Annotated in this window: 20 protein-coding genes; 9 read left to right on the top strand and 11 right to left on the bottom strand. The window is 40.0% G+C overall.

The features are described 5' to 3' along the window. Positions 1-72 precede the first annotated feature (72 nt). Together MHH41_RS03055 and MHH41_RS03050 are read right to left on the bottom strand one after the other, a co-directional pair. Positions 73-1,035, bottom strand: a complete 963-nt coding sequence (locus tag MHH41_RS03055; RefSeq protein ID WP_268458121.1) for an AAA family ATPase — start codon at positions 1,033-1,035, stop codon at positions 73-75. Positions 1,036-1,138: 103 nt separating this feature from the next. Further along, entirely contained in the window at positions 1,139-2,038 is a 900-nt protein-coding gene (locus MHH41_RS03050; protein ID WP_003214299.1) for a cation diffusion facilitator family transporter, read from the bottom strand. Between the two features lie 482 nt (positions 2,039-2,520). Here MHH41_RS03050 and gabP point away from each other — a divergent pair, with 482 nt between their 5' ends. The 3 genes from gabP (at position 2,521) to MHH41_RS03035 (ending at position 6,199) form a co-directional block, all read left to right on the top strand. Beyond that, positions 2,521-3,909 (top strand): GABA permease, encoded by a 1,389-nt coding sequence (gene gabP, locus MHH41_RS03045; protein WP_137055467.1) that lies wholly within the window; start codon positions 2,521-2,523, stop codon positions 3,907-3,909. Positions 3,910-4,006: 97 nt separating this feature from the next. Further along, complete coding sequence (locus tag MHH41_RS03040; protein WP_284907744.1) at positions 4,007-5,539, top strand: multicopper oxidase family protein; 1,533 nt, start codon at positions 4,007-4,009, stop codon at positions 5,537-5,539. A gap of 285 nt (positions 5,540-5,824) precedes the next feature. Next, positions 5,825-6,199, top strand: a complete 375-nt coding sequence (locus MHH41_RS03035; RefSeq protein WP_284907743.1) for a carboxymuconolactone decarboxylase family protein — start codon at positions 5,825-5,827, stop codon at positions 6,197-6,199. Positions 6,200-6,415: 216 nt separating this feature from the next. Here MHH41_RS03035 and MHH41_RS03030 read toward each other — a convergent pair whose 3' ends face one another. Next, positions 6,416-7,465, bottom strand: coding sequence for a hypothetical protein (locus tag MHH41_RS03030; RefSeq protein ID WP_284907742.1), 1,050 nt, complete (start codon positions 7,463-7,465; stop codon positions 6,416-6,418). Positions 7,466-7,538: 73 nt separating this feature from the next. Next, positions 7,539-7,907 carry a septal ring lytic transglycosylase RlpA family protein gene (locus MHH41_RS03025; protein WP_044141453.1) on the bottom strand — a complete coding sequence of 123 codons (369 nt, stop codon included), beginning with the start codon at positions 7,905-7,907 and terminating at the stop codon, positions 7,539-7,541. A gap of 209 nt (positions 7,908-8,116) precedes the next feature. Here MHH41_RS03025 and MHH41_RS03020 point away from each other — a divergent pair, with 209 nt between their 5' ends. Both MHH41_RS03020 and MHH41_RS03015 read left to right on the top strand, forming a co-directional pair. Further along, a complete protein-coding gene (locus tag MHH41_RS03020) occupies positions 8,117-8,791 on the top strand; it encodes a hypothetical protein (RefSeq protein WP_044141452.1) in 675 nt (224 codons plus the stop codon). A gap of 123 nt (positions 8,792-8,914) precedes the next feature. Then, a complete protein-coding gene (locus MHH41_RS03015) occupies positions 8,915-9,382 on the top strand; it encodes a hypothetical protein (RefSeq protein ID WP_065099121.1) in 468 nt (155 codons plus the stop codon). Positions 9,383-9,427: 45 nt separating this feature from the next. Here MHH41_RS03015 and MHH41_RS03010 read toward each other — a convergent pair whose 3' ends face one another. Next, a complete protein-coding gene (locus MHH41_RS03010) occupies positions 9,428-9,844 on the bottom strand; it encodes a hypothetical protein (RefSeq protein WP_284907741.1) in 417 nt (138 codons plus the stop codon). Positions 9,845-10,443: 599 nt separating this feature from the next. Between MHH41_RS03010 and MHH41_RS03005 the strand changes: the two genes are divergently transcribed. Continuing rightward, the gene (locus MHH41_RS03005) at positions 10,444-11,886 is read left to right on the top strand and encodes an ATP-binding protein (RefSeq protein ID WP_137055472.1); all 1,443 of its coding nucleotides are present in this window, start codon (positions 10,444-10,446) and stop codon (positions 11,884-11,886) included. 668 nt (positions 11,887-12,554) lie between these two features. Here the strand turns inward: MHH41_RS03005 and groL are convergent. Both groL and groES read right to left on the bottom strand, forming a co-directional pair. Then, positions 12,555-14,189, bottom strand: coding sequence for a chaperonin GroEL (gene groL / locus MHH41_RS03000; protein ID WP_012009082.1), 1,635 nt, complete (start codon positions 14,187-14,189; stop codon positions 12,555-12,557). Between the two features lie 55 nt (positions 14,190-14,244). Beyond that, a complete protein-coding gene (gene groES, locus MHH41_RS02995) occupies positions 14,245-14,529 on the bottom strand; it encodes a co-chaperone GroES (protein ID WP_003214120.1) in 285 nt (94 codons plus the stop codon). Between the two features lie 230 nt (positions 14,530-14,759). Between groES and MHH41_RS02990 the strand changes: the two genes are divergently transcribed. From MHH41_RS02990 to MHH41_RS02980, 3 genes are read left to right on the top strand one after another with little or no spacing between them, the layout of a single operon-like run. Next, the gene (locus MHH41_RS02990; protein ID WP_226804708.1) at positions 14,760-15,494 is read left to right on the top strand and encodes a CPBP family intramembrane glutamic endopeptidase; all 735 of its coding nucleotides are present in this window, start codon (positions 14,760-14,762) and stop codon (positions 15,492-15,494) included. Further along, the gene (locus MHH41_RS02985) at positions 15,491-15,685 is read left to right on the top strand and encodes a YdiK family protein (protein WP_003213897.1); all 195 of its coding nucleotides are present in this window, start codon (positions 15,491-15,493) and stop codon (positions 15,683-15,685) included. Before MHH41_RS02990 ends, MHH41_RS02985 begins: the two co-directional genes overlap by 4 nt. A gap of 56 nt (positions 15,686-15,741) precedes the next feature. Then, a complete protein-coding gene (locus MHH41_RS02980) occupies positions 15,742-16,368 on the top strand; it encodes an NUDIX hydrolase (protein WP_284907740.1) in 627 nt (208 codons plus the stop codon). A gap of 39 nt (positions 16,369-16,407) precedes the next feature. Here MHH41_RS02980 and tatC read toward each other — a convergent pair whose 3' ends face one another. Genes tatC through moaC form a run of 4 tightly spaced genes read right to left on the bottom strand, consistent with a single transcriptional unit; the run spans position 16,408 to position 18,540 of the window. Beyond that, positions 16,408-17,157 carry a twin-arginine translocase subunit TatC gene (gene tatC, locus MHH41_RS02975; RefSeq protein ID WP_003214196.1) on the bottom strand — a complete coding sequence of 250 codons (750 nt, stop codon included), beginning with the start codon at positions 17,155-17,157 and terminating at the stop codon, positions 16,408-16,410. A 15-nt stretch (positions 17,158-17,172) separates the two neighbouring features. Further along, positions 17,173-17,352, bottom strand: a complete 180-nt coding sequence (locus MHH41_RS02970; RefSeq protein WP_003214302.1) for a twin-arginine translocase TatA/TatE family subunit — start codon at positions 17,350-17,352, stop codon at positions 17,173-17,175. Between the two features lie 27 nt (positions 17,353-17,379). Further along, on the bottom strand, positions 17,380-18,033 hold the full coding sequence (locus tag MHH41_RS02965) for a redox-sensing transcriptional repressor Rex (RefSeq protein ID WP_003214118.1): 654 nt from the start codon (positions 18,031-18,033) through the stop codon (positions 17,380-17,382). A gap of 15 nt (positions 18,034-18,048) precedes the next feature. After that, on the bottom strand, positions 18,049-18,540 hold the full coding sequence (gene moaC, locus MHH41_RS02960) for a cyclic pyranopterin monophosphate synthase MoaC (RefSeq protein ID WP_003214058.1): 492 nt from the start codon (positions 18,538-18,540) through the stop codon (positions 18,049-18,051). Positions 18,541-18,664 lie beyond the last annotated feature (124 nt).

The following is an 18,664-nucleotide window of genomic DNA, read 5'->3' as shown; positions in this document are numbered from 1 at the left end:
AGACTGCCGCAGTGAGGATGATAAGCATCATCACCCGTAACCATAATGAAAAAGCGAAACGATGACCTAATTTCATTGAGTCATCGACTTTTGAACTGGCACGCCAATTTGCTCAAGCATTTGTCGCAGCAGTGTCTCCGCCTTCTTCCCTTCATACGTCGCTTCTGAAGTCAAAATCATTCGATGCGGCAATGTATAAGACGCCAAATACTGTACATCATCAGGAATTACATAATCTCGCCTGTTCAATAGTGCATACGCCTGAGCCGCTTTCATGAGGGCGATCGATCCCCTTGGACTCACACCTAAATAAACAGATGGATGCTGCCGCGTCGCTTGTGCAATTTCAACAATATATTCTTTAATGGATACATCCACATGAATAGTCTGAACCGCTTGCTGCAACGCATGGATATGATCCTTGGTCATGACTGCTTGGAGCGTATCAATCGGGGACTGCTTTTCCTGCAAGTTGAGTACCTCCAGCTCCTCCAGCATGGTCGGATACCCCATTTTCAGCTTGAATAAAAACCGGTCCATTTGTGCCTCTGGCAGTGGATAAGTCCCTTCATATTCAACTGGATTCTGCGTAGCCATGACGAAAAAAGGATCAGCAAGCAGCATTGTTTCTCCGTCCACTGTAACACTTCCTTCCTCCATCGCTTCGAGCAATGCCGACTGTGTTTTGGGAGAGGTCCGGTTGATCTCATCAGCCAAAATAATCTGCCCCATAATCGGTCCTTGTCTAAATTCAAATTCATTTGTCTTTTTATTATAAATCGACACGCCTGTTACATCTGAAGGCAAAAGGTCAGGAGTAAATTGGATTCGCTTAAACTCACAGCCAATGGATTTTGCCAAAGCACGAACCATCATCGTCTTCCCAACACCAGGCACATCCTCTAGCAGCACATGCCCCTTCGCCAAAATCGCAACAAGGCTTAATATCGCAATGTCTTTCTTCCCAACCATGACTTTATTGATGTTATCTACGATTTTTTGTAAATCTGAATGCATCGGTTCATCAAATGCCATCCTGATCCTCCTATCACGTTTCCGTTAAATTTCATATAGTCTAACTTTACCATACAACGTGCAATAGCATAAAACATCAACACGTAGAAAAAAAGAAGCCTTCTCACGATGGATAAGACTTCTTCTCTTCTTTTGGCTCACCTGCTGGCTCCATATGAACATGAGAGTGTAAAATATCATGTTCCTTCTTCATTCTACGTTCGATCTCATCTGCAATATCATGGCTTTCTGCAATGTTCAAGTGCGGCTCGACCTCCACTACTACATCCACATGGACCGTACTTCCGAGATACCGTGCCTTAATATCTTTCAAATCGCCCACCCCAGGTGTTGCTTCAATGGTCTCTTTATATTTGGACATATCTTTTATATGAAAACCGTCCGTTAACGAATGAGAGGCATCTCTGAAAATCTCCCACGCCGTTTTACAAATAATGAGCCCAATCACAAACGCTGCAAGCGTATCAATCCATGCCAGTTGAAACTGAGAGGCGATAATCCCTACAAATGTTCCGATACTCACATACGCATCTGATTTATTATCAGCTGCTGCTGCATGAAGAGCTTGGCTATTGATCCGTTTGGACAGATTGCGGTTGTAAATATACACACCATACATCACCACAGCACTTCCTGCTGCCGTCCAAGCTGCGATCATATCAGGCGTTTGATGCTTAGATGAGAAGAGCGACTGGCCTGCACTCAGCAGAACCTGAAGTCCAACAAGCATCATAATAAAGGACGCCACAAGAGACGCAATATTCTCTGCTCTAAAATGACCGTATGGATGATCTTCATCAGGCGGCTTTTGAGAAATACGCAATCCAATCAACACTGCAAGGGATGCAATAATATCCGTCGTATTATTCAATCCATCTGCCGAAAGAGCCTCTGAATGAAACGTATACCCAATCAGAAGTTTCACCGCAGATAAGATCACATAGGCAATGATACTGACCCAAGCACCTGTTTCACCTTGTCTTAATTCGTTATAGCGCTCCATGTCGAACCGCGCCTCCTCACACATCACTTTTCTATTATTTATCTTACAAAGCAAAGCCCGTGTGGGTCTACAGCAACATGATTCGCTTGTGTCAGCAAAATAGGATACATAGAAATGTGTTGACCTAAGTAAACTTATTTTTATAAGGTCAATTGACCTCAAGACCTACTCCCATCAACCTTTCTCCAATTCACTCTGTGATGATTATATTGGCAATATCACTCTTTCTGAGAAATTATCAGAATAATTTTATTTTGAGACACAACTTCTCCCCATCCGATCTTATGCTATTTTTAAGAATGAACAGAGGAAAAAGAGGGAACATAATCTCTCAAATCCTTTATACTTTTTAACATCATGTTAAGAGGTTTGAAATGTCAGTTTGATAACCTGTCCAATGCTGAATGACAATTCAGTATGATAAAATTTAAAATATTCTAAAAACAAAATCTCTATAAGGAGAAATGTTTGGAGGTAAAGACATGTCCAACATGACAAACGGTCTTCAAAAAAATCTGAAAACAAGACATATTTCAATGATCTCCATTGCTGGGGTTATTGGCGCAGGGCTATTTGTTGGTAGCGGCGCTGTCATTCATTCTGCAGGGCCTGGATCCATTCTTTCCTATTCTTTTGCAGGACTTCTCGTAATCTTTATTATGAGAATGCTTGGAGAAATGGCATGCGCCTATCCGACAAGCGGATCCTTCTCACAATATGCGAGCGATGCCATCGGTCCATGGGCCGGCTTTACAATTGGCTGGCTTTATTGGTTCTTCTGGGTGATTGTCATCGCGATCGAAGCCATTGCCGGTGCTGCCATTATTCAGTATTGGTATGGAGATGCACCTGTTTGGCTCACAAGTCTTATCCTCACTATCCTCTTAACATTAACAAATATCTTTTCTGTTAAATCTTTTGGCGAATTTGAATATTGGTTCTCATTAATAAAAGTCGTCAGCATTATTCTCTTTCTACTCATCGGTTTTGCATTTATCTTTGGTTTTGGTGGTCATCATACTGTAGGTCTTGCCAATTTAACGGGGAACGGCGGTTTCCTTCCAAATGGATTCAGCTCTGTTTTACTCGGAATTGTCGTCGTCATCTTTTCCTTCATGGGAACCGAGATTGTGGCAATAGCGGCCGGAGAATCAGCAGACCCCGTCAAGTCTGTGACAACAGCTACCCGCTCTGTTGTATGGCGTATCATCGTGTTCTACGTCGGTTCCATCGCTGTCGTTGTGACCTTGCTTCCATGGAATTCAGCGAGTATTTTAACAAGCCCGTTCGTTGCGGTATTAGAATACATCGGTGTCCCATCAGCTGCTCAAGTGATGAACGTCATTGTTTTAACAGCTGTTCTATCTTGCTTAAACTCTGGGTTGTACACAACGTCCAGAATGCTTTATTCATTGGCAGAAAGAGGCGAAGCACCGAAACGCTTTATGAAAATCAGCAAACGTGGTGTTCCTGTAGCGGCTACAGTCGCAGGCACCTTCTTTTCCTACATTGCCGTGATGATGAACTACTTTTATCCTGAAACCATCTTTTTGTTCTTAGTCAACGCATCCGGCGCGATTGCCCTTCTTGTCTACTTGGTCATTGCTGTTTCACAATTAAGAATGCGCCGTAAAATCGAAAAAGAAAATCCAGAACAGCTCAAAATCAAAATGTGGCTGTTCCCATACCTCACGTATTTTACCATTTTGGTCATTTGCGCCATCTTGGCATCAATGCTGTTTATCGAATCAATGAGACCGCAGCTCATTTTGACGAGTATCATTACCTTCGGTGTGCTTGCCGCTTATTTCTTCTTTAAACCGAATAAAAAAGTGCCTGCAAATGCAGCGCTTGAAAATAAACATCCGTAATGCTCCCGCTGAAAAGCGGGTTTTTTATTTTATTCACCTATTTTGATGTCCGCACTTATACTGTATCAAATTGGATTTTAAGTGAGGATTAGATAACATGAACCTAGAAAAATTTGTTGACGAGCTGCCAATTCCAGAAGTTGCGAAGCCCGTCAAAAAGAACCCAAGACAAACGTATTATGAAATCGCTATGGAGGAGGTATTTCTAAAAGTTCATAGAGACCTGCCCCCAACCAAGCTATGGACCTATAATGGCAGTTTGCCTGGTCCAACCATTCATGCGAATCGAAATGAAAAAGTCAAAGTGAAATGGATGAACAAATTGCCACTTAAGCATTTTCTACCGGTCGATCACACCATTCACGAAGGCCATCGTGATGAACCAGAAGTCAAAACCGTCGTTCATTTACATGGCGGCGTCACACCAGCAAGCAGTGACGGCTATCCAGAGGCTTGGTTTTCACGAGACTTTGAAGCAACCGGCCCCTTCTTTGAACGAGAGGTGTACGAATACCCAAATCATCAGCAAGCCTGCACATTGTGGTATCACGATCATGCGATGGCATTGACACGATTAAATGTGTACGCCGGATTAGCTGGATTTTATTTGATTTCAGATGCGTTTGAAAAATCGCTAGAATTACCGAAGGGTGAGTATGATATTCCGCTAATGATCATGGACCGTACGTTTCAGGAGGATGGCGCGCTGTTTTATCCAAGCAGACCAAACAACACGCCAGAAGACAGTGACATACCAGATCCGTCTATCGTGCCCTTCTTTTGCGGAGAAACCATTTTGGTCAATGGAAAAGTATGGCCGTATTTAGAAGTAGAGCCGCGAAAATACCGTTTTCGTATTTTAAATGCGTCCAATACAAGAACTTACGAGCTGCATCTAGACAACGATGCGACGATTTTGCAAATTGGATCTGATGGCGGCTTTTTACCAAGACCTGTTCACCATCAATCCTTTAGCATTGCTCCTGCTGAGCGATTTGATGTCATCATCGATTTTTCAGCTTATGAAAACAAAACGATCATCCTTAAAAATAAAGCCGGCTGCGGACAGGAAGTGAATCCTGAAACAGATGCGAACATCATGCAATTTAAAGTCACACGTCCGCTAAAAGGGAGAGCACCTAAAACATTACGGCCTATTTTCAAACCGCTTCCACCGCTTCGTCCTAGTCGAGCTGATAAAGAGCGTACGCTCACACTTAGCGGCACACAGGATAAATACGGCCGCCCCATTTTATTGCTAGATAACCAATTTTGGAATGACCCTGTCACGGAAAATCCTCGTCTTGGAAGTGTGGAGGTTTGGTCTATTGTCAATCCAACAAGGGTCACTCATCCTATTCATTTACACCTTGTTCAATTCAGAGTGATAGACAGAAGACCATTTGATACAGAGGTCTATCAATCGACAGGGGACATTGTGTATACAGGATCAAACGAAGCACCTCCCTTACATGAACAAGGCTACAAGGACACCATTCAAGCGCATGCCGGTGAAGTCATTCGGATCATCGCTCGCTTTGTTCCATACAGCGGCAGGTATGTGTGGCATTGTCATATATTAGAGCACGAGGATTATGACATGATGCGGCCGATGGATATTATTAAGTAACATGAAACCGATCTCCCGTCACATGCGTAAACACATATATTGACTACATCATTGCGAAGGGCTAACAGACAGCGATATATTAGCCCTTTCCTTCCTTTTCATTGAATCATTCTAAAATAAAACAATGCATGACTTGAAATGGCATTTATTTGTACATTCAACACTTAAAAAATTGACGAAGCAAACCGATAATACTACTATATACCCATTGCATCTATCAAAAGGCACATTTGCCACACTGAACGAACAAATGGAAAATTGCGATAAAAAACGGAGGAGTTCAATTTGAATGAAGAAAAAGAGACTTGCCAGATCACACAAGAAACAACGGCAGGTAACATAGAGAAGCTTTCAATTCAAAAAAACGAGAGCATTCGATCAAATATTGAACAGCTAACAATTGAACTCGGTGAACAAAAAGAATTCAACCACTTCATTTTAGATGAAAAACAAAAGGCCATCAGTACATTATCTGCCCTCATTACAAAAGGCGATTGTGATGAAGAATTAAAGACTCATTTTGAACAAGCATTACATATCGGACTTTCTGTCATAGTAATTATGGAGATTATTAAGCACTGTACAAAGGTTGCTGGATTCCCTCACTCCATTAATGCCCTGTTTATCTTTCAAAACTTATTAGACAATAACACCAAATAAATCAGAGAAAACGAGAAGCATCTGTCCTCTCGTTTTTTTATGTCCACTCATATTACTCTCTTTCCTTTCCTCTGTCACTTAAGCAAAATATGAAAATACCACACGTTTCCCACCTTAAAAACTGATTTTCCTTACATAAATTCCTTAATTTCTGCAACATGTCAAATGGCAAAATAAAAAAACGTCCAGTTATATAAAAATAACTGAACGTACCTTTTATCGATTGACAGTGAAATTGTTAACAATCCCGCCATCCTTCTCCCAAACGGCTTCCACTGTTTTCTTCTTGATATTGTATTCAAATATCGTTCTTACCTTTGCTTTTCGACCGGTGTCATCCTTTAATTCCTTTGCGTTTTTAGCAACACCTAAGAAATAAATAGAAGACCCATCCGTAGAAAATTGCGGCTGTGCGGCACTTAAAATATGCACATCCTCACTGTTCTTAACGAGTGTCGCCTGTTTTCCTGTTTCTACATCAAGCATTTTAATAGAGGCTACTTCTTTTTCGTTTCGCACCTTCACTTCTGTATAAATCAATGTCTTATGATCTGGTGAAAATGAAATATCATTGATCGTTTGCGAGATACGTGCAATTCGCTTCCCCTTCACGCCTGTTTGAAGGGTGATCTTCATGGTCGTTGGTTCAGGGTCTCTTCCCTTTTCATTCGCTTCATCGGTTTTCTTGTAATCTTCTTTTAAGGAATAATGCTGGATTGCCAGAAGGTTTGACGCAGGATCATATGCAAAAGAACTTACCGTGTCATCCTTGCTTTTTTCTGGATATAATACCTTCACTTTGTGTGTCTTTACATCAAACATAGCGACATAAAATTGTTCCCCAGAATCCTTATTATACCTAAGATATAACTGTTTCCCGTCTCCAGACAGCCTCATACTGTCGATGGAATCTTCACTCGTAAATAGCGTTTTTTCTTCATCCGTTTTTACATTCAGTTCTCGAATACTCACTTTTTGCGTGTCTTCATCCGTATACGTGTAATATAAAAGCTGTTTCGTAGAATCATAAGCAATCGAAGGATAGGCTGTCAGTTTCTCCGTATGAAGTGCCCGGTCATGCAAGTAATACGTATTGTTTAACTGTTGATCTGTAAATGAAACGAGTAATTCGTCTTTTGCATCCTGATTTGTTTTCACTTTTACCGCATGCTTCGGCTCTTGCCCCGGCTTCATCATAAAGAAAATGATGGCCGCAATCACTGCGACTCCGATGACCGTGATGATCCACCATGTTGATTTTTTCATTGCCTTTCAGACCCTCTCTACAAGAAAAGAAGCCAGAAAATGAACTTTTCCCGCTTCTTTGCATGCCTATGTATTAATAAGTGTAATGTCCTTTTACGACACCTTTACTTGTTTTAAACCCTAGTGCTTTGAATGCTTTTGGGCTGACGTCTAATACAGCGTTTGGCATTCTACCTACATCATATTTATATACTGTAATCACTTTATGTGGTTTCGCTTTTGTTGTCACTCTTAGTTTTGTACCTTTTTTTGGTACGTCAAATCCCATTTTAGTTGCTGCATCCCAATGACCGAGTTTTTTTCCATCTGCGCCTTTTTTACCGACACCATTATACCAAGTAATATTGCCGCTTACTTTTTTTGCACTTGCTCCATGTGAGAAACTAAACGCCAAAAATAAACTAGCTACTGTTACGATTGTCGCGATAAGCTTTTTATTCATTAAAAAATCCTCCGTATTTGGTTTCTGCACTTATTATACATGAAGATGCCCCCAGTTATTTTACAGTCACATTACAATTCGAATACAAATTGACCACTTTATGACCGATTTTGTTCATAAAAAATACCAAAATCAGCCAGAACAATGTAAGCAACTCCTCTCTTTCATTTTATATAATAAAAATGAATCAAATATAAGGAGGAATTTTTATGAAAAAGTGGTTCATCGTTTTGAGTGTGAGTTTAGCGTTGGTTTTGATGCTTTCAAGTCTTCCTGCCTCAGCAGCTAGTCCTCGTCACGGTGCGATTGTGACACAAACGGATGAAGCCAAATGGTCAGGCATCTCCGCTGATATTGTGCTTCCGAAAACAGCGACGATTAAAAATGGCTATGCGGACTGGTACCTCGGTCTCGGCTCTGCCGTTATAGAGAGCGGTATTTCAAAAACGTCTTCTGGCTATAAAGTCTTTCTAGGCAGCGGCTCACAAGGTGGCAGCCAATATTGGAACAGCGAATATGATAAGAGCATTAAGGATGGTGCACGTGTCAACTTAAAGCTCATCAACAATGGTGATGGCACAGTGTCACTATACGTCAATGGGACATTGCGCTATAAACAGCCTGTTTACAAACCTAGCCGTCTGAAAAACCTCGATGTCGTCAAAATGGTACACGGCGTTCAGGATAATGGGGCAAACAGCTACACACAAGCAAGCTTCTCGAATGTACAGCTTCGTGCAGATACATCAGGAAGCGTCTATAAAAAATGGGATGGGTCCATCAAATCATCGCTTTTACGTAAAAATTTAGAATCAGGTGCTGCAGCTCCTAAATTCACCGTCATTTCTTCTGTTCCATTAAGTACAAGCCTTTCCGCACAATAAGAAAAAAGCGCCCTTTTTGGGTGCTTTTTATTGTTCACAGCTTATCAACACTTCTCTTTTAATCCAAACAAGGATTCGTGGTAACATAAACATACATACTTCGAAGAAAAAAGGAGAACGAACGTGAAAAAAAGTCTACTTGTTTTCATGAGCCTAGTTGCAAGTCTCTTCATGCTAGCAGCTTGCTCAAATACAACAAACGAACAAAAAACAGAAACGAAGGCACTTCCAACGATCAATGAACGCATTCAAAAAGAAACGAAAGAAGTCATGGAACAGTCTAAACTCATAAAAGACACAGCGATTACCGTTGATCAAAAGAAAAAAGTCATTTCATTAAACGTGATCGCTTCCTCTGACACCAATAGTGATTACGCTGAAGTCATCGGTTTAAACTTTGCCAAGACACTGGCCATTGGAGCTTCAACTGAAAAAGAAAACAACCTGCACAAACCGGAAAATGACAGCCTTGGTGCTCTCTATTCCTTTTACGACCTAAACATCACCGTGAAACAAGAAAACGGTAAGGTGCTGGCAAAGGGAACGAAAAAAACAAATGAAACAAAGATTACTTGGGAAAGAGCCCAGTAATTTAGAAAGGCTTGTAGAGGATCGCTCTACAAGCTTTTTTCAAGTTTATACAGACAAATCGTCTCTCATCGCATCGACCAGTGTGTGAATATCTGAGTGAGCCCACGATGCTAATCGTACCAACAGATCATCTATACACTCATACAAATGATGTTCCCTCAAAATATACTCCTTATAAAATGGAATGACAAAGAAATAGAGCAAATCAGCCAATTCAAGTGCAACGTTATCGTCATCCTCATCTTCTAACGCCTGTCCAACACTTTGAATCAACCAATGCAAATCTGCTTTCTTTTCAATCGGAACATACATCAGTTGATGAATATTATCCGTATCGTTCGTTTGTAAAATCCGCTCAGCCGCTTCCTTTGACAGCGCCCCAATTTCTGTAGAAGAAATATTCACAACAGCTAATTCATCCTCTGATCTCACTTGATTCATTTGCAGCAAGTTTTGGTCCATCTCGACTCACTCCCCATTCTCAGATACTTTTATTATAAGGAATTGATCTGATTTTTTATGGAAATAGTGGATTTTTTATGTAATTTTAAAGAAAATGTGACATTATAAGTCAAGGTATCTCATATCTCTCTGAAAACAAAAAAGCACTCTTGATTATAAGATTGGTTTTCTTATACGTCCTTTACTCTCTCTTTCATTGTTTCAGCCATTTCCACTTCCCCCCTCTGCATCAGCTTTTCAATGATGCGAGCACAATCTAAAGCCTACAGTGCTTTTCATTTTGCTTCTCTTAATAGTTCCTCAGACAGCGTCTCCCATAAAAACTCTCTGAAGTCGGTCATATCAACCACTTCAATTTTTTTTATATATGATCACAATGACAAATAACATCATATTTCACAACTTAGATTTTTCTATTTTAGAAATATTTTTATACAGAGGATAATTTTAGATTAAAGAAGAGACAATCTTGAATATACTAACAGGTTCTATTTTGAGGTACAAAACCACAAATAAACATCAATTTATAGTCTAGTTTCAAAAGTATGAGGTATAATCATCTTATAAAAAATACCAATTAAAAAGGAGAAGCATTAATAATGAAAAAGTTCGATTTGAACATCGAAAAAGTATTAGAGCACTGGACTATTCCTCACGCCTTAAGAGAAATCATAGCAAATGCACTGGATGAATCAAATTTAACGAACACGAAAGAGCCCCTTATTTTTAAAGATGAAGATAATAAATGGCATATCAAGGATTTTGGGAGAGGTCTAAAGTATGAACATCTAACGCAAAACGAGAATATAGAAAAGACAGAGAACCCAGATAAAGTCATTGGTAAATTCGGGGTAGGTTTAAAAGATGCATTGGCGACATTCGATCGAAGGAACGTAGAAATCCTCATCCAATCAAAATATAGTGATATTACAATAAAGAAGTTATCTAAGGGAGACTTTGACGATCTGGTAACCTTGCACGCCATCGTCCATAGTCCGACTAATCCTAATTTGGTAGGCACAGACTTTACGTTTACTGGTCTCAAAGATGATGATATCGAAAAAGCCAAGGATTTCTTCTTACTTTATTCCGGAGAAAAGACAATTGAAAAAACGAAGTATGGGGAACTCATTGAAAACAAAAAAAAACGTTCAAGAATTTACGTTAACGGAATTTGTGTAGCTGAGGAAGACAATTTACTCTTTTCTTACAATATCACTTCCACCACTAAGAAACTTCGTCAATCTTTAAATCGGGAGCGAACAAATGTAGGAAGAAGTGCTTACACAGACAGGGTGAAGTCTATTCTCTTAGAATGTAAGAGCCCAACATTTGCTAGAAAGCTGGTGGATGATTTACAAAGGATTCAAACAGGAGATTATCACGATGAATTACAATGGGTTGATGTTCAACTACACGCCTGTAAAATATTAAGTAGCAAGGACAAAAAAGTGATGTTTTTAAGTGCTTATGATTTAATGGATGGCGGTAAATACTTAAATTACGCAAAGGAGGAAGGGATACGTATCATTACTGTTCCTGATTCACTAGCGAATAAACTTGAAACTAGTAAAGATCTGAATGGTAATAACTTCAGAAATTTGGAAACTTATGCGTTAGAATGGAACGAACAATTCGAATTTGATATCGTAAAAGTCAACCAGTTAACGGCTAAAGAAAAAGAAATTTTCAATTACAAAGATATCATTGTAAGTTGGTTCCCAAAAAAGAGTAATCTCGTCAATGATATTGTGATTTCCAATTCAATGCGGCCAGACAATTATACGGGTAATGATGCACTTGGGTTATGGGAGCCGTCCACTAAACGAATTATCATTAAACGTAGCCAACTGAAAAATATACAATCATTCGCAGGTACACTTGTGCATGAGTTGGTTCACGCTCATACAAATACTGATGATAACACCTTAGAATTCGAAAGTGAATTAACTGAAATGCTTGGGAAGTTATCTACCCTTATCCTTGAAAGTTCAAATCCTGTAAAACCCAAAAGTATGCTAAAAAGATTATTAAACAAATAGAATGTGTGAATTATACAAAGATTTATCAAATCACATATAAACAATAAGGAGCCGCTCATATTGTGGAAGAGCGACTTCTTTTTTAATATTTTTCTGCCCTAAAAACGATGTATAAAACCGCTACAAAGAAGCACAACATCAAGTAATCGAACGAACGACTTATTACAATGTTAAATAATAAATGAAAAAAGAGGCTTCCCACAAGTTTGTTCAACTTAAGAGAAGCCTTCGTTAAAAACTTCATGTTAACAACCCGCTCTATTCTTACATAAAATCCCTATATATTAAGGGATTGGAGCGCGTATTATATCATTCTACCAATGCATTGCCTAGTTATATGTATTTTTATGACCTTATGTAAAATGAAGCGGGGAATTTCCTAAAGGTGATTTAATATGATCACTTTTACTTCTCTATATTCAATTATACAGCTTTCAACATCAAAAAAGTCTCCTTCTGAGCGGCCATGGTGCGAGCTAACCAATGCAATGTATGAATTTTCAAATCAAAAAACTCATCTACATTACAAAAGACAGAAAAAAAGAAGCTTCTCAAAAGTTCGGAGAACTAATGAAAAGCCTCTAATTTTTCTATGTGGTATCAAAATGGCACCAAAATGAGTGCGACTTACGGTTAAACCCTTGATTAATAAGGGGTTAAATCCGTAATTACATCATTCCACCCATTCCACCCATGCCGCCCATATCTGGCATTCCGCCGCCTGAGCCGCCTTCTTCTGGTTTGTCAGCAACGACTGCTTCAGTTGTTAGAAGCATTGCTGCAACAGAAGCTGCGTTTTGAAGTGCAGAGCGAGTTACTTTTGTTGGGTCAACGATTCCTTTTTCGATCATGTTTACCCATTCGTTTGTTGCTGCGTTGAAGCCTACGCCAATTTCTTCGTTTTTCAAGCGCTCAACGATGACTGATCCTTCAAGACCTGCGTTGTGAGCGATTTGACGGATTGGCTCTTCAAGAGAACGTAGAACGATGTTCACGCCAGTTTGAACGTCACCATCTGCTTCGATTGAAGCGACTTTTTTGTATACATTCACAAGTGCTGTACCACCACCGGATACGATACCTTCTTCAACTGCTGCACGAGTTGAGTTGAGTGCATCCTCGATGCGTAGTTTACGCTCTTTTAGTTCTGTTTCAGTTGCAGCACCAACTTTGATGACAGCGACGCCACCAGCTAGTTTAGCAAGACGTTCTTGTAATTTTTCTTTATCGAATTCAGAAGTTGTTTCTTCAACTTGCGCACGGATTTGGTTTACGCGTGCTGCGATTTGAGCAGAATCTCCTGAACCTTCTACGATGGTTGTGTTTTCTTTTGTCACAACGACTTTAGACGCGCGGCCAAGCTGACCGATTTCAGTTGATTTCAGGTCAAGTCCTAGATCTTCTGTGATTAACTCTCCGCCAGTTAGAACAGAGATGTCTTCAAGCATTGCTTTACGACGATCACCGAATCCAGGTGCTTTTACTGCCACTGCGTTGAATGTTCCACGAAGTTTGTTCACAACAAGTGTTGCAAGTGCTTCGCCTTCTACATCTTCAGCAATGAGCAATAATGGTTTTCCTTGTTGTACAACTTGCTCAAGTACAGGAAGGATTTCTTGAATGTTTGTGATTTTTTTATCAGTGATTAAGATGTAAGGATTTTCAAGAACCGCTTCCATCTTATCAGAATCCGTCACCATGTATGGTGAAGCATATCCGCGGTCAAACTGCATTCCTTCAACCACTTCAAGCTCAGTTGTGAACCCTTTAGATTCTTCGATTGTGATCACGCCGTCGTTACCTACACGCTCCATTGCTTCAGCGATCAGGCTTCCAACTTCTTCATCTGCTGCAGAAATAGACGCAACTTGAGCAATTGATTCTTTGCCTTCGATTGGTTTAGAAATCTCGTGCAAGCCTTCAAGTGCTACTTTCACTGCTTCTTCGATCCCTTTACGAACGCCAACAGGGTTTGCACCAGCTGTTACGTTTTTAAGACCTTCACGGATCATCGCTTGAGCTAGAACTGTTGCAGTCGTTGTACCGTCACCAGCTACGTCGTTTGTTTTGCTTGCAACTTCAGCCACAAGTTTTGCACCCATGTTTTCAAATGCATCTTCTAATTCGATTTCTTTTGCGATCGTTACACCATCATTTGTGATAAGTGGAGAACCGAATTTTTTCTCAAGAACCACGTTACGTCCTTTAGGTCCTAAAGTTACTTTTACAGCATCTGCAAGTGCATCTACACCACGTAGCATCGCGCGACGTGCTTCTTCACTGAACTTAATATCTTTTGCCATAATAACGAAACCTCCTCAGTCTTTTTAAAAATGTATCTCAATGTTTTTTATGTGATTAACCAATAACAGCTAAAATGTCGCTCTCACGAAGAATTAAATATTCTTTGCCTTCATATTTCACTTCAGTGCCTGCATATTTTGAGAAGATAATGCGGTCGCCTGTGTTTACTTCTAACGCAACGCGCTCACCACTTTCAAGTACACGACCTGAACCTGCTGCAACAATTTTACCTTCTTGCGGTTTTTCTTTTGCAGAATCCGGTAACACAATACCGCTAGCGGTTTTTTCCTCAGATTCAACGAGTTCAATGATTACGCGATCGCCTAATGGCTTTAACATAAGAAACAACCTCCTCAATTTTTATATGTAGTCTTTTTTTAGCACTCATCACCAGTGAGTGCTAACACATTTATTATAATAAAGAATGTCTTCTGCAATTTCAAGTAAAAACCTTTAAAAATTTTTACGCTTTCATGATCTTTTTTCATCTCAGATTCTTTCCTTTTCATCGAAAAAGAAGACTTGTGTTACAATAAATCTAGTTCTTTTAGTAAAGGGGTTTTCGTTACTTGAAAAAACAATATTGGTACATCATCTTAACGTATATATTGGTGCAGTTTTCTGCGTTTCCGTATGTATTCATCATGAAGTGGTTAGGTTACATTCAGACACCGATGACACAAGCAGAGCTCTCTAAATTGTCAGGTACATGGACAATTATCAGCTTCTGTGTCGGATTAATCATTATTCTGCTCATTCTTCGGACTGTGCCAAAAGCTTCACTTCGAAATGAGGCACCGGCTTCAGTCGGCGCGGCAATCGCTTGGATCATTGGTGGTTTCTTTCTTTCCCTCTTTGCACAATCGATTGCAGGAGCGATTGAACAATATGCATTTGGCATTGGCCGTGAATCCGAAAATACTCAAAACATTTTAGCCATAATGGATGCAGTTCCATGGCTTGTGATCGTCATCGCCCTGATTGGACCGATATTAGAGGAAATCATTTTTCGAAAAATCATCTTTGGTGTGGTTTATGAAAAAACGAATTTTTTCATTGGAGCACTTGTCAGTTCAGTGGTTTTCGCTGCTGTACACAATGATTTTCCCCATATCTTGCTCTATACCGCAATGGGCTTTACCTTTGCCTTTTTATATGCGAAAACAAAACGAATCATTGTTCCAATCGGTGCTCATATGCTGATGAACTCACTCGTTATTCTTGTGCAGATTGAGCCAGTAAGAAAAATGATTGAAGAACAATCTCAAACAATGCAAATGATTATTGGAGGCTTTTTCTCATGAGAAACCCTGTTGTATGGGGCATCATTTATTTTGCCGTAGGTGTGGCTTTCACCTATATGGCCATTCAAAATCCAGGTGACATGTGGTCATTTTACAGCATTTTGCTGATGGTGTTTGCGGCCTATAATATTAATATCGCGCTTAAAATGTTTGCCTTCTCTGTCAAACTCAAAAAACAGCAGCAAAAATAAATCAAAAACCATTTTCCGCACTTGGAAAATGGTTTTTTTATGGAGGACAAGTTTTCATGGAACAAGAAAAACTGAACATCTTAAATGAGCAGCATGAAACGATTGGAGTCGCTGCCCGATCAGATATCCATGCCCAAGGCCTTTGGCATGAAACCTTTCATTTTTGGCTTCTCAAAAAGGAACATGACACCAACTATCTCTATTTTCAGCTAAGAAGTCCCGCAAAAAAGGATTTCCCTTCTCTTTTTGATATCACCGCAGCAGGTCATCTTCTTGCAAATGAACAGCCTTCTGACGGTATGAGAGAGGTAGAAGAAGAGATCGGTCTTACTATACCTTTTGAGGATTTGACCTTTGCAGGAGTTATACAGGATGAAATCCATCTACCCAGTTTTACTGATCGTGAATGTTGCCATGTCTATCTTTACGTCCATCAAGAAGAGCAGATGAACATTCAATTACAAAAGGAAGAAGTCGCTGGACTTTACAGAGCAAATCTAATGGATGCACAGCAGCTTTTCACTAGAAAATATGAAAACATGCAGCTGGAGGGCTTTGAAATTGATGAAGCCGGAGAACGACGTGAGGAAAGCAGAGTAGTCTGTATACAAGATTTTGTCCCGCATGAGCCTTCCTATTATCAGCATCTATTTCAAGCGATCAATCAATTCCTTTCACAATAGAAAAAGCATCGTGACCCTTATTCGGATCACGATGCTTTTTTATGTGACATCATAACTTTCTTTCTCCTCTGTTTGCTGCATTTTGCGATAGGTCACTCTCGAAATGACGATACTCACTTCGTATAGAACGAGCATCGGCAAAGTGACCATGAGGTGAGAAACAAGCTCTGGTGGTGTAATGAGTGCGGCAATGACAAGGAGGACAAAATAGGCATACTTCCGTATTTTTGATAAAAACATCGGTGTGATGATGCCAAGTCTTGTGAGAAACATCAACACAACGGGCATCTGAAACAAAAAGCCAAATGGAAGTGTTAACTGCATCAGAAATGTAAAATACTCATGAATCCCAATGACTTGCTCTACATTTAAATCATTCGACATTCGCATCATAAAATCAACGACAAACGGAAACAAAATAAAATAAGAGAAAGCCACACCGCTCAAAAATAAAAGCAGTGCAATCGGAATATAAGCAAGTGTCACCTTTCTTTCTTTTTCATATAAGCCGGGGCTCACAAACGCCCAAAGCTGATATAAAATCACGGGACACGTCAAAACCAAAGCGATGACAAATGCGAACTGCATAAACACGTACAGCGGATCTGTGAGCTTAAATGCATTCAGTGTCAGTGTGGCCGCTTCATCGGTATTTTGTAAATACACAATGACCGGCTTAGCAAGAAAAAAACCAGCCACCATAAAGGCGACAAAAAACATCGCAATGATCACTAAACGTTTTCGCAGTTCCACAATATGCTCCATAAGCGGCATATCTTTGACATTCATGAAGCTCATCCTATTCTACTGATCTTCTTTTTTCTTTTTTTCTTCCTGATCATCAGCTAAACCTTTTGTGGCATTTTTGAATTCACGTAATGTATCTCCTGCTGCTCTTCCTAATTCAGGAAGCTTTTTCGGCCCAAAAATAATGAGCGCAACAATCGCAATCAGAACCAAACTTCCAGGACCGATCGGACCCATTTGCTCCACCCCCTTTACCCCTTTTCGTCAATCCTCCTGTGTAACAGAGTAATGCTTTAAGAAATACACAAGTGACTGAAGTTCAACCGCCAAATCTATATGATGAATTCGAATGTGTTCCGGCACATTCAATCGAGCCGGCGTAAAATTAAGGATTCCTTTGATGCCAAGGGCAATCAAACGATCTGTAATGGGTTGAGCTGCTACGGCAGGTACTGTCAAAATGGCAACAGGAATATCTCCTACCTCTTGAACATGCTCTTCAAGCTTATCCAAATCATAGACAGGCACGCCGCCTATCTCACTTCCTATTTTACTCTCATTGACGTCAAAAGCCATTGAAATTTTTGTATTATTGTTTTTGATGAAATTATAGTGTAAAAAAGCAGTCCCTAAATTCCCGACACCGATGAGCATGACATTGGTCATTTCATCTTGGTCAAGTGTCTTTCTGAAGAAGGTCAAAAGGTAATCGACATTATAGCCATACCCTTTCTTCCCAAGTGCACCAAAGTACGAAAAATCTCGGCGAATGGTAGCAGAATCCACTTTGACTGCATCACTAAGCTCTGCTGATGACACCCTTTGTTTTCCTGATGCATGCAGATTTTTTAAAAAACGGTAATATAGCGGCAAACGTTTGGCTGTCGCTTGTGGAATTTTTGACTGATCTATATTCATATAAGGTCCTCCAACTTAAATATCAGATGCTCTGTGAAAATCACCGTTTTTCCCGCCTGTCTTTTCAATTAAATAGGTAGGACCGATGATCATGCCTTTATCAATCGCTTTGCACATGTCGTAAACAGTCAGTGCACATACTGAAGCAGAGGTGAGCGCTTCCATCTCCACACCCGTACTTCCTTTTGTTTTCACTTGTACTTGTATGTTCAGAATGTGCGCATTTCCGTCTTCCTCCCAATCAAAGGAGATATCCACACCTTTTAGTGCAAGCGGATGACACATTGGAATGATGGTAGATGTCTGCTTTGCTGCCATAATGCCAGCAACCTGTGCAACAGACAGCACATCGCCTTTTCCAATTTCACGTTGCTCTATTTTATGAAACACTTCTTTTATCATACGAACACTTGAAGCAGCAACGGCGGTTCTCACGGTAGACGATTTGTCACTAATGTCGACCATCTTTGCTCTTCCTTGTTCGTTAAAGTGGCTAAATTGACTCATCTTTTCAACGCTCCCTCACTCAAATGATACACTATTTTTTCCTATCTGTCTTTCATTTGAATATGGCGATTGTATGTAACATTTGCTGGTTTACTGCTGATAAGCTACACTTAACATATTATAG

This window comes from Bacillus sp. FSL K6-1145 (assembly GCF_038003425.1).
In the GTDB taxonomy this organism is placed as follows: domain Bacteria; phylum Bacillota; class Bacilli; order Bacillales; family Bacillaceae; genus Bacillus; species Bacillus pumilus.
Note: the sequence above shows the minus strand (reverse complement) of the source record. Positions and strands in the feature narration are given on the sequence as shown.

Excerpts from the sequence above, each read along its gene's own strand:
- MHH41_RS03055 (WP_268458121.1), bottom strand. The coding sequence starts at position 1,035 with ATGGCATTTGATGAACCGATGCATTCAGATTTACAAAAAATCGTAGAT.
- MHH41_RS03050 (WP_003214299.1), bottom strand. The coding sequence starts at position 2,038 with ATGGAGCGCTATAACGAATTAAGACAAGGTGAAACAGGTGCTTGGGTC.
- gabP (WP_137055467.1), top strand. The coding sequence starts at position 2,521 with ATGTCCAACATGACAAACGGTCTTCAAAAAAATCTGAAAACAAGACAT.
- MHH41_RS03040 (WP_284907744.1), top strand. The coding sequence starts at position 4,007 with ATGAACCTAGAAAAATTTGTTGACGAGCTGCCAATTCCAGAAGTTGCG.
- MHH41_RS03030 (WP_284907742.1), bottom strand. The coding sequence starts at position 7,465 with ATGAAAAAATCAACATGGTGGATCATCACGGTCATCGGAGTCGCAGTG.
- MHH41_RS03025 (WP_044141453.1), bottom strand. The coding sequence starts at position 7,907 with ATGAATAAAAAGCTTATCGCGACAATCGTAACAGTAGCTAGTTTATTT.
- MHH41_RS03020 (WP_044141452.1), top strand. The coding sequence starts at position 8,117 with ATGAAAAAGTGGTTCATCGTTTTGAGTGTGAGTTTAGCGTTGGTTTTG.
- MHH41_RS03010 (WP_284907741.1), bottom strand. The coding sequence starts at position 9,844 with ATGGACCAAAACTTGCTGCAAATGAATCAAGTGAGATCAGAGGATGAA.
- MHH41_RS03005 (WP_137055472.1), top strand. The coding sequence starts at position 10,444 with ATGAAAAAGTTCGATTTGAACATCGAAAAAGTATTAGAGCACTGGACT.
- groL (WP_012009082.1), bottom strand. The coding sequence starts at position 14,189 with ATGGCAAAAGATATTAAGTTCAGTGAAGAAGCACGTCGCGCGATGCTA.
- groES (WP_003214120.1), bottom strand. The coding sequence starts at position 14,529 with ATGTTAAAGCCATTAGGCGATCGCGTAATCATTGAACTCGTTGAATCT.
- MHH41_RS02985 (WP_003213897.1), top strand. The coding sequence starts at position 15,491 with ATGAGAAACCCTGTTGTATGGGGCATCATTTATTTTGCCGTAGGTGTG.
- MHH41_RS02980 (WP_284907740.1), top strand. The coding sequence starts at position 15,742 with ATGGAACAAGAAAAACTGAACATCTTAAATGAGCAGCATGAAACGATT.
- tatC (WP_003214196.1), bottom strand. The coding sequence starts at position 17,157 with ATGAATGTCAAAGATATGCCGCTTATGGAGCATATTGTGGAACTGCGA.
- MHH41_RS02970 (WP_003214302.1), bottom strand. The coding sequence starts at position 17,352 with ATGGGTCCGATCGGTCCTGGAAGTTTGGTTCTGATTGCGATTGTTGCG.
- MHH41_RS02965 (WP_003214118.1), bottom strand. The coding sequence starts at position 18,033 with ATGAATATAGATCAGTCAAAAATTCCACAAGCGACAGCCAAACGTTTG.
- moaC (WP_003214058.1), bottom strand. The coding sequence starts at position 18,540 with ATGAGTCAATTTAGCCACTTTAACGAACAAGGAAGAGCAAAGATGGTC.